This window comes from Emticicia sp. 21SJ11W-3 (assembly GCF_024138715.1).
In the GTDB taxonomy this organism is placed as follows: Bacteria; Bacteroidota; Bacteroidia; order Cytophagales; family Spirosomataceae; genus Emticicia; species Emticicia fluvialis.
This window is the reverse complement of sequence record NZ_CP092074.1, coordinates 3241406-3257162: the sequence shown is the minus strand read 5'-3', so window position 1 is coordinate 3257162 and position 15757 is coordinate 3241406. Positions and strand designations below refer to the sequence as shown.

Here is a 15757-nt window from a genome sequence, read left to right as displayed (position 1 = left end):
TTACTAGACAGCCCTCTGAAGACGCACGCAGTGCGTCACTACCGTTATATATCTTTATGTTTTTAAGCCCGAATATTTTTCCAAAATCATGCTTATAATATAAGCATAAATGTTTATATTTGGTGTAAATTAAATCTGCATGACTGAGAAAGAATACTACCAACTACGGTCGACAACCGGGCGTGACAGGGTATTCAGAACCCCGAAAGCCCTGATTGAAGCCTGCAATGAATATTTCAGATGGTGCTCAGATAATCCGCTGCTGGAAGAGAAGGTTTTTCAGCATCAGGGGCGGCCTGTTTCTGCTGATATCAGGCGTATGCGCCCGTTTACGCTTGAGGGTCTCTGCAATTTTATCGACATCAGCCTGGGTACTTTTAAAACTTATGAAGCACGCCAGGAATTTGCCTCTACTACCGCCCGTATACGGCAGATAATTGATAATCAGCAGTTTGAGGGGGTGGCTTCGGGGCTGCTCAATGCCAATATAATAGCCCGCAAACTGGGCTTGGTTGATAAAAAAGACCATACGTCGGGCGGAGAAAGTATAAACAGAGGTTTTTTTGATTTTCTGAAGGAAACATCAGCGAGGGATGAAGATGAATGAAAACTATGAACTGGCCGCCAAGGCCAAAATCATAGAGTGGCGACAGGATTGGTGTTTGTTTGCGCGTGAAGCGCTGGGTGTGCATCTGGATGCCGAGCAGGAGGCCATTCTGCGGTCGGTGCAGGTGTATCCGCGCACCAGTGTGGCTTCGGGTACAGCCCGGGGTAAAGACTTTGTGGCGGCTGTGGCGGCTGTCTGCTTTATGTACCTGACCCCCAAATGGAACGAAAAAGGTGAGCTGATTGCCAACACAAAGGTGGCTATGACAGCCCCAACCGAACGACAGGTGAAGAACATCTGTGTGCCGGAGGTTGCCCGCTTGTTTAACCGTGCGCGCAGCCGGGGCATTGAGTTGCCCGGCAAGTTGACGGCCTTTGATATACGCACAGACCACGAAGAGTGGTTTCTGACGGCTTTCAGGGCTGACCCGCACCGGCATGAGTCATGGTCGGGTTTTCATGCAGTTAATACCATGTTTGTGGTTACGGAGGCATCGGGGATTCTGGATGATACTTTTGCGGCTATTGAGGGCAATTTGCAGGGAAACTCACGGATGCTGATTGTCTTTAACCCCAATACCACTATCGGTTACGCTGCCCGCAGCCAGAAAGGCGAACGTTGGGCGAAGTTCAGGCTTAATTCTTTAACTGCCCCCAATGTGGTGCAAAAGCAGGTGATTATACCCGGGCAGGTAGATTATCCCTGGGTAAAAGACAAGATTGAAAACTGGTGCAGCATTATACAGGCCAGTGATTTTAACGAAACGCTTGATGATTTTCAGTTTGAGGGGGTATGGTACAGGCCGGAAGATAATTTCCGCAAGAAAGTACTGGGGCGGTTTCCGAAAGTAGCGGAAGACAGCCTGATTCCGGAAATATGGATTGAACTGGCACAGAAGCGTTGGGCGGAGTATCACCAGTCGCATGGGTTGGAGAGCAATTACCCGGAGCAATTACGACTGGGCGTTGATGTAGCCGGCATGGGGCGCGACAGCACCGTATTTTGCTACCGTTACGGCCCTATTGTAAAGCAATTTACCATGGCCAACAGCGGCGGCACCGCCGACCACATGGAGGTGGCCGGAAAAATTGTGTCGGTATTGCAGCATGATGCCCACGCCATGAGCCTGATAGATACCATTGGCGAGGGGGCAGGGGTGTATGCCCGCATAGCAGAGCTGGGGTTTAAAGCCAGGGCTTTGTCTTGCAAGTATAGCGAGGCCGCCAGTGATACCAGAGGAGAAAAGCTGACCGACCTGACTGGCCAGTACACTTTTGCCAACATGCGGGCGTATTTGTTCTGGGCGGTGAGGGATTGGCTGAACCCAAAGAATAACCAACAGGCAATGTTGCCGCCGGGTTTCGGGCTGACGGAGGAGGCAACAGAGATACGGTGGAGGTTTCAGAGCAATGGGGCGATTATCATAGAGCCGAAAGAAGAAATCAAGAAACGCCTCGGCAGAAGTACCGATGCTTTTGATGCCCTGGCCAATACGTTTTATCCGGTTAGGGTGAGCAGGCGGGTGAAGAATCTGGCGAATTTATTTTAATGCAGCCCCTAGCCGAAACGTCGGACCGCCCTAAAGGGGAATGAAAAACAAAGTATCGGCACCCAGAATGACCATCACACTTCCACAATGCCAAATTTACGTTCGGGCGATTGGGTGTCTTGGAGATAAAAGGCTGTTGGAGTTGCGCCTGTAAATTCTTTGTAGTCGCGCACCAGATGCTGGTAGTCGTAATAACCGCAGTCGAGCGCAATACTCAGCCAGTCTTTATGGGGGTACGCGTTTTTCATCCTGAAGGCTTTGTCGAACCGGATGATGCGGGCAAAGTATTTGGGGTTAATGCCCATTCGTTCGTTGAAGTTGCGTTCCAGTTGTTTGGCGCTGAGGCAGGCTTCTTTGGCCAGTTGGTCTAATGTGTAGCCGCCCGGGTTTTCAAGCATCACCAAACCCAGCTTATCGATAGGGCGAAGCTGGTAGGTGGATTTGAAAAGCAAAGACATGAGGTAATTTTCAACAGCCGGAATCATGGCAGGATAATGGCTGATATTGGCCAGTTGTTCGTTCAGTCTGCCCAATTCGGCGCCCAGAACGGCTTCAGCGTCCAGGTATTGATTGGTAAGATGGAAACTTGGAATACCCGTGAGGCGGTAAAACCCACCCGGTTGAAAAACCACCTGTATCAGCAGAAATTCTTGTCCGACCTGCCTTTGGCTCACGACGCTTTGCTGACCTATAATCGCCGATTTTACCGATCGTAATGGCTTACCTTTGGCATAGCTTACCTGCTCGGGGTCTCGCGGATAAAACGCCAGTGTTATTTCGGGGCGCGGAGGGTAAGCCTTTACCGGAGCCGTATCGGTAAATGAAAAATTCAGAAACCGATACACCCTTACGTGCTGCCTCAGCGCAAACCCCGGCGGTATGTCATAAAAAAATGGCATGGCTTGCAAACATGGGTATGTTAACAAAGATAAGCATTTTTTATAAAGAAATGGGCGGGCCCAGTACTTTCATGCCGTGTTCGTGGTGCAATTTGTCTATGGCCTCGCGGGTGGGTGGCCCCTGGGCGGCAGATACTTTTTTAAAAAACTCTTCCAGTTTACCGGCAGGGTTCAGGAAGTAAATCATTTTGCCTTTGTCGGTCAGTTGCAGCCAGGTGTGAGGTATATTTCGGGGCAGAAAAATGGTGTCACCCGCTTTAAGTGTTGAGCGTTCGTCGCCCACCTGGAACAGGTATTCACCCTCTATCACATAAAAGGTTTCATCCTGATACAAATGTACATGCAGCGATGGCCCGGTTTTCTGGTAGCCTGTGTATTCAAATACCGAAAGCTCGCCGTCGGTGTCTTTGGCAGATATTTTAACATCGTTGGGGTTTACGCCTTTAAATGGCGTGGGCTGGTTGAAGCGGTCTTTACCGGCCGGCACTGTAAAACTTTTGGCAGCGCGGGCTTTGCCGGTGTAAGGGGCAACCATGATGGGCATAGATGCCAGAGAGGCCTGAATGAATTTTCTGCGTTGCATATCAGATGCTGTTTTAGGTTCAATATGCCAGCAAAGATGGTTGGTTGAAACGATTGGTTAGTGGTAAGAAATGGACATTTAAGCATAGCCTGATGAAAGATTTGAAATATTGCCACTATGAACACAAATGACACTAGGTATCACAATTTTAAATCGTGAAACATGGTGTATCCTTAGCGTACCTTGTGGCTATCCTGTCTCACAATTTTATTCTAATAAATATGCTTATAATATAAGCACAAAATAGTATATTTACTAAAAAAACACAACTAAATGAAAGTATTTGAAATTGCTGAGACTGACGACATTGAGGCGTTGGTGAAGTTCTTGAAAGGCGCTGTGAGCCAACCCGATATTGAGAAACTGAAAGCGCAGTATCAGGTGGCTGAACACCCGGTATTTGATTTGCACAAACGCCCCGACCGCAAGGTGCTGAAAGAAGACGGCAGCTTTGACCGCTGGGATTCTGTGAATCGCCTCGGGCTGCCTATCCAGAAAAAAATTGTGGGGGCATCGGTGGCATTTCTGTTCGGGAATCCGGTAAAACTGGTTTGTCAGACTAAAAATGAGGCCGAGGCACAGGCGCTTGGTCTGGTAAAAAAAGTGCTGCAGGCCAATAAGATGGATAGTTTTAACCGCAAAATTGCCCGCGATTTACTGAGGGCTACGGCCGTGGCCGAGGTTTGGTTTGTAAGCGGCGAAAGTACCGACCGCAAGCATAATGACTACGGCTTTGAAACGCCTTACCGGATAAAGGTGCTGAAACTAAGCCCCTGGGACGGCGACGAGCTGTATCCTTGCTTTAATAGCTATGGCGATCTGGTGGCGTTTTCGCGTGCGTATAGTCTTTACCGTGATAACAGGGAAGTGGCGTTTTTTGAGGTGTTTACCGACGAAGAATATAAACTCTTTGAAAAGACCGGCGACGGCTGGCTGGAAAGGGAGTCGGCGGTGAATAGCATCGGGAAGGTTCCGGTTATTTTTGCGCAGGAAGAACAGGCCGACTGGGCAGATGTGCAAACGGCTATTGAGCGGCTGGAGCATTTGCTCAGCAATTTTGCCGATACCAACGACTACCACGGTAACCCCAAGATTTTTATTGAGGGCGAAATTGAGGGCTTTGTAAAAAAAGGAGAATCGGGGGCGATTATACAGGGCGAGAAGGGTTCTAAGGCGTCATACCTGAGCTGGGACCACGCGCCTGAGTCTATCAGACTGGAAATTGAAACGCTCTTTAAGGTGATTTATTCGTTCACCCAAACGCCGGATATTTCGTTCGATACCCTGAAAGACTTAAAACAGGGGATATCGGGCGTGGCGCTTGAAATGCTGTTTATGGATGCCCACCTGAAAGTGCAGGAAAAACGCGAGATTTTTGATGAATACCTGCAACGCCGCCTGAGCCTGGTAAAAGCACATATTGCCTGGCTGAAACCTGAACTGAAAACTACGCTGGGGGCAATGGATATCCGCCAGGAAATTACACCGTATCTGATTAACGACCTCGACAGCCTGGTGCGGAACATGAAAAGCGCAGTGGGTGGCAAGGCTATTCTATCGCAGAAAACGGCTATTGAGAAATCGGGCCTTGTGGCGGACGCCGGGTTGGAGTGGGAGCGGATTAAGAGTGAGGAAGGGGTAGGGAAAGTTGGGAAGTAGGTGGAGCTGAATAGGTTCAAAGCTCATTTAAAGGCCTCAACCACCGCATCGGCGGTCCGACCCGTCAATTTTCCCAACTTTTGTTGGGAAAATTGCCACCCCTCCTTTAAAAGGAGCGACCGTCGCACGGGGGAAATTTTAAGCAAAGAACCAATAACTTTTATCTTACTCTTTCCCTTTCTTCATTCTCATTATTCCTGCTAATACTCTTCGTATTCTTTCCGAAACTGCGGGAGTAGGTGAGGCGGATGACCCTGTAAAAGGCGGTTTCGTCTTTGTAGTTGGATTCGCTTCTGATGTTAAAAGCAATGGGCGCAACGCTGCCGATGTGGGTGTATATGGAAAAGGTCTGGAAGAGGTCTGGTAGTGACAGTTGGAATGTGCCTTTGTCGCCTTTCAGTTTTTTGGCAATGCCCAGGTTTACCACGCCGAAGCCTTTCAGCTTGTTGGCTCCATCAAGAAAGGCAAAGTTCTGCCAGCCCGAGAGTTCAACCTCAAAGTTTCGGGGCAGGCTGATGGTTTGGGTGAAGTTCAGGTTCTGGTACACATACGTTTCTGTGGCGGGGCGCAGGGTGTACGATATTTTGTATCGGCGTAGGGCGGTGGTGCTACCGAGGTTTAATTTCCACCAGTTTGTTAACTGTATCGGAGCGTTCAGGTTTAGGGTGAAGCTTTTCTGGTAATCCAGATTTTGGGGTGATGACACGCCGATGTCGTTCTGTGGGTTGGCTGTAATCTGGTAGCGCAGTATCGGGTGCAAATCGTACTGAAAAGTTAGTCCGGCGCTGAAGCCTTTGTAGCTGTATTCAGCCTTCAGCGCATCGGTAAGGGTTGGTTTAAGCAGCGGATTCCCCGAAAAAACAAAGGTGGCATCGTTATAAAACAGGTTAGAGATTAAATCGGTATAGGCAGGGCGGCTGATGCGCCTGCTGTAATTAAAGCTGAGGTAGGTATGGGCATTAGGCGCGTAAGTGTATAGCACCGACGGGAAAAACTGCGCAATAGTAAAGGCCTCATGGCTGGTGCTGATGTCGCGTTGCCAGTATTCATACCGTATGCCTGCCTGCAAGTTTACCTTCGGGTCAGGTATAAAACGCGACTGAACATAGGCGGCCAGAATATTCTCGTTGCCGTGAATATTGCTTTGGGTGCGGGGGTCAATTTCCCAGGCGTCGCTCACTTTGCGTTCTACGTTGCTATCGTTGGCGTTGCGGGCATAACTGGCTTTCAGCCCTGTTTCAAGCCTTATTTTGGGTGAAACATCAAGGATATAATCAGCCTTAAAAACCCCTACCTGAATGGTTGAGTGGCTTTGGCCACGGTTGCCATAGTTGAAAATAGGGTTAGTGGGGGGGATGTCGGTTCCGGATTCGTCGTAATACCGGTACGTAACCAGCGTGGGGCTGTTGTTCCGGTAGGCGATATAACTGGCATCTACATTCAATTGTGCGCGTGATGAAAACTTGTGATTGACGTAGACCGATGATATGAGATTCTGCAACCCGGATGTGCCGTCTGATAGCCCTGTTGAGCCCAGAAAACTGCTGTCGGGCATGATTCTGTCGCCCAGTATGGCCACCCGGTTATGGCTTTTGGAAGCCGAAAAGGTGAGTTCGGCACCGATGGTGGTATTTGTAACAGGGTGGTATTCGGCAGCCAGATTCAGGTTATGCGATTGCTGGCTGCGGTCGGTTAAGCCTCCGAACTCAGTACTATTCAAGCCGCCCATAAACGGAAAATCTGCTGTGCCATGCCCGCGGTAGCCCGAGTAACTATGGTTATGCCCAAACGCATAAGAGGCATTGAGGCTCGCTTTTTTGAATCCGCGCGACAGGCTGATGGCCGTCTGCGCTTTCTCGCGGTAGCCGTATCCGGCAGTGGCCGACAGGTTGATGCGTGTGCCTTCGTTTTCATTCTTTTTAAATACAATGTTGATGATTCCCGCGCCGCCGTCTGCATCATATTGAGCCGTTGGCGAGGTTATCAGCTCTATTTTTTCGATGTTGTCGGCAGGGGTGCTTTCCAGCAGCGCCATGAGTTCGTCCATGGCCATCTGGATACGCCGTCCGTTGAATAAGACGGTTACACCGGCTTGTCCGTTCAGGCTGAACTGGTTATTGCGGCGGTCGGATATCACACCGGGTAGCCGTTCTAACACCTGCATGGCATTGCTGCCTTTGGTCATGAGGCTGCTTTGGATGTTGATAATCTTGCCGATGGGCGTATGCTGAATCAGTTCTTTGCGTGCCGATACCGTTACTTCGTTGAGGGTGTTGTTTTCGTCTATCAATTGTATAACAGGCATGGCCAGTGGGGTATCAGCGAAACTGAAACCGGGCGATTGATAGGTATAATAGCCGATACTGCTGATACGCAGAAAGAACGTACCCTTTTGGGTGGGGTTCAGGCGGAAGCCTCCGTTTTCGTCTGTTGTGGTGCCGCTTATGATGGTTGAATCCTGCACCGAAAGCAATACCACGTTGGCAAACGGAACGGCTTCGGCTTTGGCGGTGAGTACCCTGCCCGTGATTTGTGCCAGCAGCGGATAAGACAGAAGGCCTGATAGGGTCAGCAATAGCGTTTTCATATATCTTGAATTTTATTCAAGTTTAGAAAACTGTTGCCCAGGATTTATTGAGAATTGACGAACTGCAGGTGGCGGTTGATGAAATGTAGCGGTTTGGGGGGTGGAAGAGCTGGTAAAGGCATATTTAGTATAAAACCAAATTAGATACTTATATACCTCTTTGAGAGACTATTTTTTAAACCTTTCATCATTGTGATATTTTAAAAAATCTTTATCAGGTAAAAATCTTGATGGGAGAATGATCTTTTGATTTTCATATTTTCCGAAGAAATCAAACGTATGATGGTCTTTTTGTTTTAAAATTCTTGGTGAAACTTTGATTGTATAATCGGGTGTAATTGTTATAAACCCTGTTTCAAATGCTTTGTCGTGAAGTGCATTGACAGCAATTCCATTCCTAGGATTTAACCTGTTCTTTTCATCAACTCCCCATGGACGAATATGGCCTGCAATTAAAAGTTCAGATTGGTTAATTCCGGTGATACAACAAGTGTTATTATATGCCGCTAAAATCGAGCTACGGAAGAATGATTGATTTACCCTAACCTTTACAACCTGTTCTCTAATTTTACCTTCTTTCGGTAATTCATCTTCAGGTATATTATTCAATCGTTCAATCGTAGTGTGTTTTAACTGTGCCAGTAATTTCTCGCTTTCATAAGGTAGGATATCCCAATGATTATAAAACTCACTCCAAATTTCTTTATCCAGTTTACTAGTGTTAGCCGCACCTTTTATTCCTCTTGCTTGCAAGCTGGGGTCAAGACTTGCAAAATTTACTAGTTTATAGGCAACAGAGCTAGAAGTTCTTCCAATAAGATTTGCGAGATTTATAACATCTGGGTTTAATCTATGTAATCTTCCAAAAGGAAGTTTGCAATATAAATTTATTGCTAATACTAATTCATCTCTTGTCCATAATTTTTGCCCTTCTTTCATGATTACTCCTCATTTTCAAACTCTAAAATGAATTCGAAATTACACTTTTCTGAATAACACTTGTGGTGCTGAGAGGTTTTAATATCTCTGACTATCTCAGTTCTGTTGCCACATTTAGGGCAAGTGGCTGGTTGTTCAGAGTTTAAAAATATTTCTAATTTGTCCATTATTGGGCCTTTTTTTTACAAGTTTAATGTTGAAGTAGATAGTCCTGCATTAAGGGAGAAATTTATAATCGTAAACCCTTTCTTAGTCTAATGCATTGTGCTTTTTTTTAATTTGAATTGCTCAATTTTTTCAACGCAAGTTGCTAAATTTTTCTTTATTTCTTTGCTCCAGAACCTTAAAACTTTCCAGCCTTTCTCTGTTAGTTCATTATTTACCTGCATATCTCTTTTAATATTACCTTCAATTTTTTTCCACCAAAAGTCGCGGTTTGTATTTATTCTATACTTTTCAGTATCCCAATCTTTTCCATGGAAATATTCACTATCCACAAAAACGGCGAGTTTGTGTTTGGTAAAAGTAAGGTCTGGTTTACCAAATATTCTTTTATCATTTTTTCTATACCGATAACCTAGCCGCCATAGTGTTTTTGCCAAAAGAACTTCATCCTTTGTATCTTTACATTTTATAGCCTGCATGTTTTTCCGTCTTTGTTCTTTAGTTAAAACGTCCATTTTTCATCATTTTTTGTAAGTAGTTATTCTACAAAATTAAATCAGTTTTAGTTTGTTCGATGTGTTTTTCGTTTTTAAAGAAACTAAAGAGAAAGATTCAATTTTTACTTTTGAGGCGCAAAATTTCAGGCCAAAGATTGATAAAGTTAATTTCAACCTGAAATTCAGCAACCGCAAAATAAAAATAACTTGTATGGTTGGGGTTGCGTATAGATATTTAGGTAATTATGTTCTCTTCGCTATGTAACTCATGCTTTGCAATGAAAACTCAAACGGCCTGCCTCGTATCTGCATTTTTCTTTTTGTTGTCGGCTGCTCCTCTATTTGGTCAGCAACCTGTAAATGCTAATACCAAAAAGATTCTGGAGATTAAAGATTGGAAGTCTTTTTCGCAGAAATATCCGACCTTGCTGGATACTTCCAGATTCATAGCATTCGCGTATGTAAAAAATGAGGCAGACGATATTGTCAGTATCCAAAGGCAGGATACGGTGGTATCGAAGAAAGCCATTCAGGAAATTTTAAAAAAGAATCAGGATAAAGGCAAGTATGTACTCGGGTTTACGCTGATTGAAAAAAGCAGTATTTTGCAGGATGGGAAGCTAAGCTACGACAAGGTATTGCAGGAAATTAAAGCTCAGACCATGACGGTGTATCAGGACGTGCCGATAATCAAGCCTCCGAACTATGTGCCCACGCCTGTAACTCCGGCTGCTAATAATGCCAATCAGATTGATACAAAATTAAATGAGCTGAAAACCAGAATTGATAGTTTATGGAAGATAGTTTACCCGACCAGAAATCCATCTGAATGGCGGAATCTCGAAAACCAGTTGTGTATAACCAAAGCAGACAGGCTTAAATATAGAACAAACATGATTGGATTACTGACCAAACTAAAAGATGGGCAATGAAAACTAGCTTTTTCTTTTTTGCATTCTTGTGTGTAGTGGGGTGGCAAAGCTGCTTTGCTCAGGATACCACAGTTAAATCATTAGAGGCGCTTTACAAGCAGTATGTGGCATCAAAGCCTGATTCTGCTGTAGAGCCTGCGGCATTAGATTCGCTCGATTCTGCTATTACTGCCGCTATCAAAAGCCTTCAATTTGAGTCAGTGAAGGTCGCGCATGACCATTATGTCCAACAACTGGCTTATACACAGAAGGTGTATGATTTTCAGGCGTTGTCGTCCAGAATTATCTTTACCTTTGTGCTGCTGATTGTATTCTGCGGCCTGGCATTTGCTGCCATACAGTTTTATAAGTCGATGAAAGTGGTTAACAAGGAAGACCCAACCAATGTTGAGATTTCGCTCAGCGGGGTAAAGGTAAGTTCTTCTATACTGGGGGCTATTATACTGGTAATATCGCTGGCGTTTTTTTATTTGTACCTCATTTATGTGTATCCGATAAAACAGGTAGATACCGAGCCGAAGGGGCGCCCGCAGGAGGTAAAAAAATAAGGCCTGCCCGTGCCGGGCAAGGGGCTACTTCTCATCCATATCATTGGTTTCTATTTCAGACACTTCGCGCTCGTGTGGGGTATTGGGGTCTGTTTGCGTATAGTTAAAACCGTCAGCGGCGGGCTTGGGGGCTTCGTCGGGCAGGTCTTCGTCTTCCAGGTTTTCGTCGGCCAGTTGTTCTTCATCTGCAATGGCTCCGCCGTTATAAGTTGTACCATGACCGGGATTCAGAAAAAAATTAAGAAATCTGAATTGATACATCAGTGCCGGAGCCAGTGCCAAAAAATGTAGACTTTTCATAATTGGGTTGATTTAATAAAGTTTGAGCCAAAAAAACTATACCACCGGTTTAGTGTTTTTGGGTATCGGGCGGCAGAAATGAGGCCGGTTTCAATACAGTATATGTTTATCTGTAAAATATCTGTACTTTTGCGGCAGTAGTTTTCTTCTATAAACAGTAAAAAGAACAGAATATGTCTGAGTTTCCGCCTTGTCCGAAATGTAAATGTGAGTATGTGTATCCGAGCGATGGTATGCTGATATGCCCTGAATGTTTTTATGAGTGGAACCCTGAGGAGGCAGAAGTTGAAGAGGGCGCAGCGAAAATACTGGATGCCAACGGCAACGAGCTGAAAGACGGCGACACCGTAGTAATAGTAAAAGACCTACCCGTAAAAGGAGCGCCTAAAGCCTTAAAAGCCGGCACGAAAGTAAAGAATATACGCCTTACCGACGGCGACCATAACATTGACTGCAAGATTGACGGCTTCGGCGCCATGAGCCTGAAGTCGGAGTTTGTGCGCAAGGCGTAGGCTTTGGCACACCTGGAAGAATGAACGGGCTGACTCAGAACCTTCTGCGTTTTTTTGAGCCAGCCCCAGACAGGTTCAGGTAAACACCTACCACAACGGCAACTACTAACAGGATGGATGCGCCGTTTAAGTCTAAAACCTTAGTTTTATAAAGTAATATACATAGGATAATCAGGAGAGAAGGAATGGTTCTGGCAAGGTTTTTTATCATTGAATGTTATAAATTTGGTTCTTTAAAGGTAATTAGGGTGTTTTTCTACGAAAAACTATTGATTTCAATTTCTTCGTGGTGCGATTAAAGGTATACGCCCTCGATTACGTACTTGCCATCTGCTCTTAGTTTCAATTCCTACATGGTGCGATTAAAAGTGTAATAACCCCCGCCGCCGGGCATATCGCCTGTTTTCGTTTCAATTCCTACATGGTGCGATTAAAAGTTAGCCCGGAAACGGCTAAGCTGAAAAAGGATTTAGGTTTCAATTTCTACATGGTGCGATTAAAAACTGCAACAACAAATCAACGTATTTTTTAACCACAACTGCAGTCTTGAGGATATTAAGATTTATCTTGGAATTTCCTTATTTCAGCTATGGCGGAATAGAATCCTCACGTCTTGACATAGACCGTTTATGCAGGATGGTATTCTTGTATCGTCAGATACATTTGATGATAGTGTTAATCCACAACTATAAAAATCTATATCACACAACTATATAACAAGTATAATGTTCAAAAGACCGATAGGATGTCGAGCAAGCGAATTGCAGAATTGAAAGGTAAACGTCATGATAATGTTATCAGAGATATCAATAATATGATTTCTAAACTAGAAAGAGATTTTTCAAATTAGGGCAATCTTCAGTATCAGGCAATTAAGGATGAAAGAGACTTTATCTCTAAGATTCTATTAGATGAAGTACTTTCTTTTGATTCAGCTCCTCTGAGACACAAAATTAATTCAGAATGGCTTGAGTTAACGAACCCAATGAACAATGTTCCCAAAACTCTTTCACTGGCTTTAAGGTTGGATCCTGAAACTATAGAAGCTATCGAAATATTATCTCTTGAAAAGGCAGATCTAAGACCAAAGGCCGAGTATGTCGATAAGGTTCTTGCATCGGTTGATAGTATGACCTCTACGACCATTGCAAAAGAAATGAATATGTGCAGTAGAACTCAACCTTGAGCTAATTAAAAGAGACGACAATTCTTTCATGATGGACACTATGTACTTTATCAGAAATTTGCTGAAAAGGGCTATGCCTCTACAAGAACGCATCAATGGGTTGATAGTTCCGGCGTTTTACATACTAAGCCATATTTAGTCTGGACAGAAGCAGGAAGAATGCTTATACATTATTTGTTTTAATTAGCCTTAAATACAAAGGTGTAACAGCCCCCTTTTTTGGTTTATAACAACCCGTCTTGAAACTGATACTAACAGGGGAGATAAGGATATCCAACTAGGCAACGAACTAAACATCTACATTAATTCGTTTTAAATTTATACTAGTTATATTACAAGAGTAAAATTTGTAATACAATTATTTAGCTAGATAATTCTATAATATGGTAAAAAATGAAATAACCTGTAAAATCAAAATATTTTTGTCTTTAAATTTCCACAATATACTGTTTTATTCCTTTTTAATCTAGTTATTGTGCATAGTAATAAAATATCATATAGTTTACTCTATTGTGGTGTAGGCTTTTTAAGTCTTTAGTTTTTAAATTGCAATAATTTAGATATAAATAATCTACGAAAATGACAGCTCTAACAGAAATATTCACCGAACAAAAAGGTTGGTCACTTACGCCTTCTGCCGAAAATTTCTTCACAAGCGACCATGTAATTGATGCGTATATTCAGGGCAAAAAATATGGATTAGAAGAAAAGACTCGCTTAATAATTAAACAGCTCTCCCAAAACATCAATAAGAGTGCTGAGAATATTAATGCAATTTTTGGTGTATTTAAGGAACATGAGATTCGTACTATAAGTGGTTTTTTAAGGGTAAATGATTGGGAAGACTTTGATATATTGATAGTAGTATCTGAAGAAGATTATTTGTCTGAGAAAATGCTAGATTTGTACAATTTTATTGGAGAATTTGAAGACAAGGTTAAAGAGGATTTTTATAAATTGAGCGTGTCAATTATTGGCGTTGCAGATACTTTTGATGAAGGGTGTGTTTCATCCGATGGTTATATTTTTAAGCATAATGTTTTGTAGAATTGAGAAAGCAACACGCTGAACATAACGAAAAAGCTTGTGATTACCTTTTAAATAGCCCAGATTATTACGATTGGGTTGTTACTACAGCTTTTTATTCTGCATTACATTTTGTGCAATACGAAATATTCCCACTAAGCGAAGGGGGTAATAGTTATAATAGCATAGATGAATATAAAACTATAACGCGGAGCAAGGAGAGTAAACATAAGCTTACAATAAAGTTAGTCAGAAGACACATTGCAGGGGCATATCCTTTATATAAATGGCTACATGATTCATGTATGACAGCTAGATATAAACGCTATAATACTTCTTTATCAAGCGCAAATCAAGCAAAGGGTCACTTAACCAGGCTTAAAACTTTCTTAAATAAACCATAAGCCCATAACATCGGTTTTTTTATTCACCAAACTTCAATTAATTACTTCATCCATATTAGTAGTAAAGGGGCGCGAAATCTTTTCCTGCCTTAGTTTCCTCTCCCGGCCAAAGCCTTGATGTGCTACTTTTGTATTGATGCTTTCTTTACTGTGCTTGATATTTAATCTATCCAACACCATCATAGTCTTTTTATGCTTCTCTCTGTCAACTGTATCGAACAGGTCAGGGACTATATTTTCTTCTGGCATAATTTCACTTATATAGAATCCCACTTTCTTATACTGATAGTGCGCCCAGAATATTTTCTTTAGTCTGATGCAGTCGTATTTTATCAGTTCAATAGATGAACTGCTTGCAGCAGGCATTGCTGGGTAACTGAATTAGAATACTGATTTCAATTCCTACATGGTGCGATTAATGGTGAAGACGATACCATACAAACAACATGGTATAGTGTTTCAATTCCTACATGGTGCGATTAAAAGGTTATACTTTTGTTCTTGCTCGAACCCTAATTGCTTGGTTTCAATTCCTACATGGTGCGATTAAAAGAATGCAAGCGAGGAAGAAATAAATGCGGCTTTAAGAAGTTTCAATTCCTACATGGTGCGATTAAAAGTGTTATTAATGAAGTTGTCTCCTGACAAACCTATTGTTTCAATTCCTACATGGTGCGATTAAAAGAACACATGAAGAATTAGAAACAGCAGGCGCAAATATGGTTTCAATTCCTACATGGTGCGATTAAAAGCCCTTTAGTATTTAATAATACTAATGAAGCGGAAGTAGTTTCAATTCCTACATGGTGCGATTAAAAGTAATTTAAAATTTATGGTTTAGCGTATTGGATTAGGTTTCAATTCCTACATGGTGCGATTAAAAGGTATCTTATGAAAATGGTTGTCATTTCAAAAGTAGAGTTTCAATTCCTACATGGTGCGATTAAAAGCCTTGTTTTAAAGAGATTCTGCGTAGCTGATGCGATGTTTCAATTCCTACATGGTGCGATTAAAAGTTATAATGCAGAAACAGGAACATTAAGTGATAAAAAGTTTCAATTCCTACATGGTGCGATTAAAAGTGAAAGCAAACTAGGTGAAGTGATGCGCGATGTGAAGTTTCAATTCCTACATGGTGCGATTAAAAGAAAGAAGAGCTAAACAGAAAGAACATAGGCCACTGGTGTTTCAATTCCTACATGGTGCGATTAAAAGTATACTTGTACAAATGAGTTGGGATAGACCTACGCTAGTTTCAATTCCTACATGGTGCGATTAAAAGATAGAGAGACTTTCCAAGAATATAATCATTTGTTTGTTTCAATTCCTACATGGTGCGATTAAAAGTCAACAATTACGAACAA

16 protein-coding genes, 1 pseudogene and 1 CRISPR repeat array (1 of these 18 only partly in view) are annotated in these 15757 nt (G+C 43.1%); of the genes and pseudogenes, 9 read left to right on the top strand and 8 right to left on the bottom strand.

Features of this window, described 5'->3' with window-relative positions:
- The first annotated feature begins 139 nt into the window (after nt 1-139).
- A complete protein-coding gene (locus MB380_RS13830; protein ID WP_253524357.1) occupies nt 140-607 on the top strand; it encodes a DNA-packaging protein in 468 nt (155 codons plus the stop codon).
- Entirely contained in the window at nt 600-2156 is a 1557-nt protein-coding gene (locus MB380_RS13825) for a hypothetical protein (protein ID WP_253524354.1), read from the top strand. The genes MB380_RS13830 and MB380_RS13825 overlap by 8 nt, the downstream gene beginning before the upstream one ends.
- A 74-nt stretch (nt 2157-2230) precedes the next feature.
- On the opposite strand, the gene MB380_RS13820 is transcribed toward MB380_RS13825, so the two are convergent.
- Both MB380_RS13820 and MB380_RS13815 read right to left on the bottom strand, forming a co-directional pair.
- Nucleotides 2231-3055, bottom strand: a complete 825-nt coding sequence (locus MB380_RS13820; RefSeq protein WP_253524351.1) for an AraC family transcriptional regulator — start codon at nt 3053-3055, stop codon at nt 2231-2233.
- Between the two features lie 40 nt (nt 3056-3095).
- Nucleotides 3096-3638, bottom strand: coding sequence for a cupin domain-containing protein (locus tag MB380_RS13815; protein ID WP_253524346.1), 543 nt, complete (start codon nt 3636-3638; stop codon nt 3096-3098).
- A 273-nt stretch (nt 3639-3911) separates the two neighbouring features.
- Here MB380_RS13815 and MB380_RS13810 point away from each other — a divergent pair, with 273 nt between their 5' ends.
- Nucleotides 3912-5297, top strand: a complete 1386-nt coding sequence (locus tag MB380_RS13810; RefSeq protein WP_253524343.1) for a phage portal protein — start codon at nt 3912-3914, stop codon at nt 5295-5297.
- 160 nt (nt 5298-5457) lie between these two features.
- Here the strand turns inward: MB380_RS13810 and MB380_RS13805 are convergent, their stop codons facing one another.
- From MB380_RS13805 to MB380_RS13795, 3 genes are all read right to left on the bottom strand, one after another.
- Complete coding sequence (locus MB380_RS13805; RefSeq protein WP_253524340.1) at nt 5458-7884, bottom strand: TonB-dependent receptor domain-containing protein; 2427 nt, start codon at nt 7882-7884, stop codon at nt 5458-5460.
- A gap of 168 nt (nt 7885-8052) precedes the next feature.
- Nucleotides 8053-8823, bottom strand: a complete 771-nt coding sequence (locus MB380_RS13800) for an HNH endonuclease (RefSeq protein ID WP_253524337.1) — start codon at nt 8821-8823, stop codon at nt 8053-8055.
- Between the two features lie 254 nt (nt 8824-9077).
- Nucleotides 9078-9503: a very short patch repair endonuclease gene (locus tag MB380_RS13795; RefSeq protein WP_253524329.1), complete on the bottom strand. Its 426-nt coding sequence runs from the start codon at nt 9501-9503 to the stop codon at nt 9078-9080.
- A gap of 260 nt (nt 9504-9763) precedes the next feature.
- Between MB380_RS13795 and MB380_RS13790 the strand changes: the two genes are divergently transcribed.
- Together MB380_RS13790 and MB380_RS13785 are read left to right on the top strand one after the other, a co-directional pair.
- Nucleotides 9764-10417, top strand: a complete 654-nt coding sequence (locus MB380_RS13790) for a hypothetical protein (protein WP_253524326.1) — start codon at nt 9764-9766, stop codon at nt 10415-10417.
- Nucleotides 10414-10965, top strand: coding sequence for a hypothetical protein (locus MB380_RS13785; protein ID WP_253524323.1), 552 nt, complete (start codon nt 10414-10416; stop codon nt 10963-10965). Before MB380_RS13790 ends, MB380_RS13785 begins: the two co-directional genes overlap by 4 nt.
- A gap of 24 nt (nt 10966-10989) precedes the next feature.
- Here MB380_RS13785 and MB380_RS13780 read toward each other — a convergent pair whose 3' ends face one another.
- The gene (locus MB380_RS13780) at nt 10990-11265 is read right to left on the bottom strand and encodes a hypothetical protein (RefSeq protein ID WP_253524320.1); all 276 of its coding nucleotides are present in this window, start codon (nt 11263-11265) and stop codon (nt 10990-10992) included.
- 173 nt (nt 11266-11438) lie between these two features.
- Here MB380_RS13780 and MB380_RS13775 point away from each other — a divergent pair, with 173 nt between their 5' ends.
- Nucleotides 11439-11777 (top strand): zinc ribbon domain-containing protein YjdM, encoded by a 339-nt coding sequence (locus tag MB380_RS13775; protein ID WP_253524317.1) that lies wholly within the window; start codon nt 11439-11441, stop codon nt 11775-11777.
- A 34-nt stretch (nt 11778-11811) separates the two neighbouring features.
- On the opposite strand, the gene MB380_RS13770 is transcribed toward MB380_RS13775, so the two are convergent.
- On the bottom strand, nt 11812-11988 hold the full coding sequence (locus MB380_RS13770) for a hypothetical protein (RefSeq protein ID WP_253524302.1): 177 nt from the start codon (nt 11986-11988) through the stop codon (nt 11812-11814).
- A gap of 534 nt (nt 11989-12522) precedes the next feature.
- Here MB380_RS13770 and MB380_RS21970 point away from each other — a divergent pair.
- The 3 genes and pseudogenes from MB380_RS21970 (at nt 12523) to MB380_RS13765 (ending at nt 14010) form a co-directional block, all read left to right on the top strand.
- Nucleotides 12523-12627 (top strand): Rha family transcriptional regulator, encoded by a 105-nt coding sequence (locus MB380_RS21970; protein ID WP_409014576.1) that lies wholly within the window; start codon nt 12523-12525, stop codon nt 12625-12627.
- A gap of 426 nt (nt 12628-13053) precedes the next feature.
- Nucleotides 13054-13146: pseudogene (locus MB380_RS21965) on the top strand (hypothetical protein); the annotation flags it as partial.
- A gap of 396 nt (nt 13147-13542) precedes the next feature.
- The gene (locus tag MB380_RS13765; RefSeq protein WP_253524299.1) at nt 13543-14010 is read left to right on the top strand and encodes a hypothetical protein; all 468 of its coding nucleotides are present in this window, start codon (nt 13543-13545) and stop codon (nt 14008-14010) included.
- Between the two features lie 416 nt (nt 14011-14426).
- On the opposite strand, the gene MB380_RS13760 is transcribed toward MB380_RS13765, so the two are convergent.
- Complete coding sequence (locus MB380_RS13760) at nt 14427-14759, bottom strand: DUF4113 domain-containing protein (RefSeq protein WP_253524271.1); 333 nt, start codon at nt 14757-14759, stop codon at nt 14427-14429.
- A 26-nt stretch (nt 14760-14785) separates the two neighbouring features.
- Nucleotides 14786-15757: direct repeats of the CRISPR family, unit length 30 nt; unit sequence GTTTCAATTCCTACATGGTGCGATTAAAAG; it runs 514 nt beyond the window's last position.

What these genes read in the sequence shown, in the direction of transcription:
- MB380_RS13830 (WP_253524357.1), top strand. Translation starts at nt 140, where the DNA reads ATGACTGAGAAAGAATACTACCAACTACGGTCGACAACCGGGCGTGAC.
- MB380_RS13825 (WP_253524354.1), top strand. Translation starts at nt 600, where the DNA reads ATGAATGAAAACTATGAACTGGCCGCCAAGGCCAAAATCATAGAGTGG.
- MB380_RS13820 (WP_253524351.1), bottom strand. Translation starts at nt 3,055, where the DNA reads ATGCCATTTTTTTATGACATACCGCCGGGGTTTGCGCTGAGGCAGCAC.
- MB380_RS13815 (WP_253524346.1), bottom strand. Translation starts at nt 3,638, where the DNA reads ATGCAACGCAGAAAATTCATTCAGGCCTCTCTGGCATCTATGCCCATC.
- MB380_RS13810 (WP_253524343.1), top strand. Translation starts at nt 3,912, where the DNA reads ATGAAAGTATTTGAAATTGCTGAGACTGACGACATTGAGGCGTTGGTG.
- MB380_RS13805 (WP_253524340.1), bottom strand. Translation starts at nt 7,884, where the DNA reads ATGAAAACGCTATTGCTGACCCTATCAGGCCTTCTGTCTTATCCGCTG.
- MB380_RS13800 (WP_253524337.1), bottom strand. Translation starts at nt 8,823, where the DNA reads ATGAAAGAAGGGCAAAAATTATGGACAAGAGATGAATTAGTATTAGCA.
- MB380_RS13795 (WP_253524329.1), bottom strand. Translation starts at nt 9,503, where the DNA reads ATGGACGTTTTAACTAAAGAACAAAGACGGAAAAACATGCAGGCTATA.
- MB380_RS13790 (WP_253524326.1), top strand. Translation starts at nt 9,764, where the DNA reads ATGAAAACTCAAACGGCCTGCCTCGTATCTGCATTTTTCTTTTTGTTG.
- MB380_RS13785 (WP_253524323.1), top strand. Translation starts at nt 10,414, where the DNA reads ATGAAAACTAGCTTTTTCTTTTTTGCATTCTTGTGTGTAGTGGGGTGG.
- MB380_RS13780 (WP_253524320.1), bottom strand. Translation starts at nt 11,265, where the DNA reads ATGAAAAGTCTACATTTTTTGGCACTGGCTCCGGCACTGATGTATCAA.
- MB380_RS13775 (WP_253524317.1), top strand. Translation starts at nt 11,439, where the DNA reads ATGTCTGAGTTTCCGCCTTGTCCGAAATGTAAATGTGAGTATGTGTAT.
- MB380_RS13770 (WP_253524302.1), bottom strand. Translation starts at nt 11,988, where the DNA reads ATGATAAAAAACCTTGCCAGAACCATTCCTTCTCTCCTGATTATCCTA.
- MB380_RS21970 (WP_409014576.1), top strand. Translation starts at nt 12,523, where the DNA reads ATGTCGAGCAAGCGAATTGCAGAATTGAAAGGTAAACGTCATGATAAT.
- MB380_RS13765 (WP_253524299.1), top strand. Translation starts at nt 13,543, where the DNA reads ATGACAGCTCTAACAGAAATATTCACCGAACAAAAAGGTTGGTCACTT.
- MB380_RS13760 (WP_253524271.1), bottom strand. Translation starts at nt 14,759, where the DNA reads ATGCCTGCTGCAAGCAGTTCATCTATTGAACTGATAAAATACGACTGC.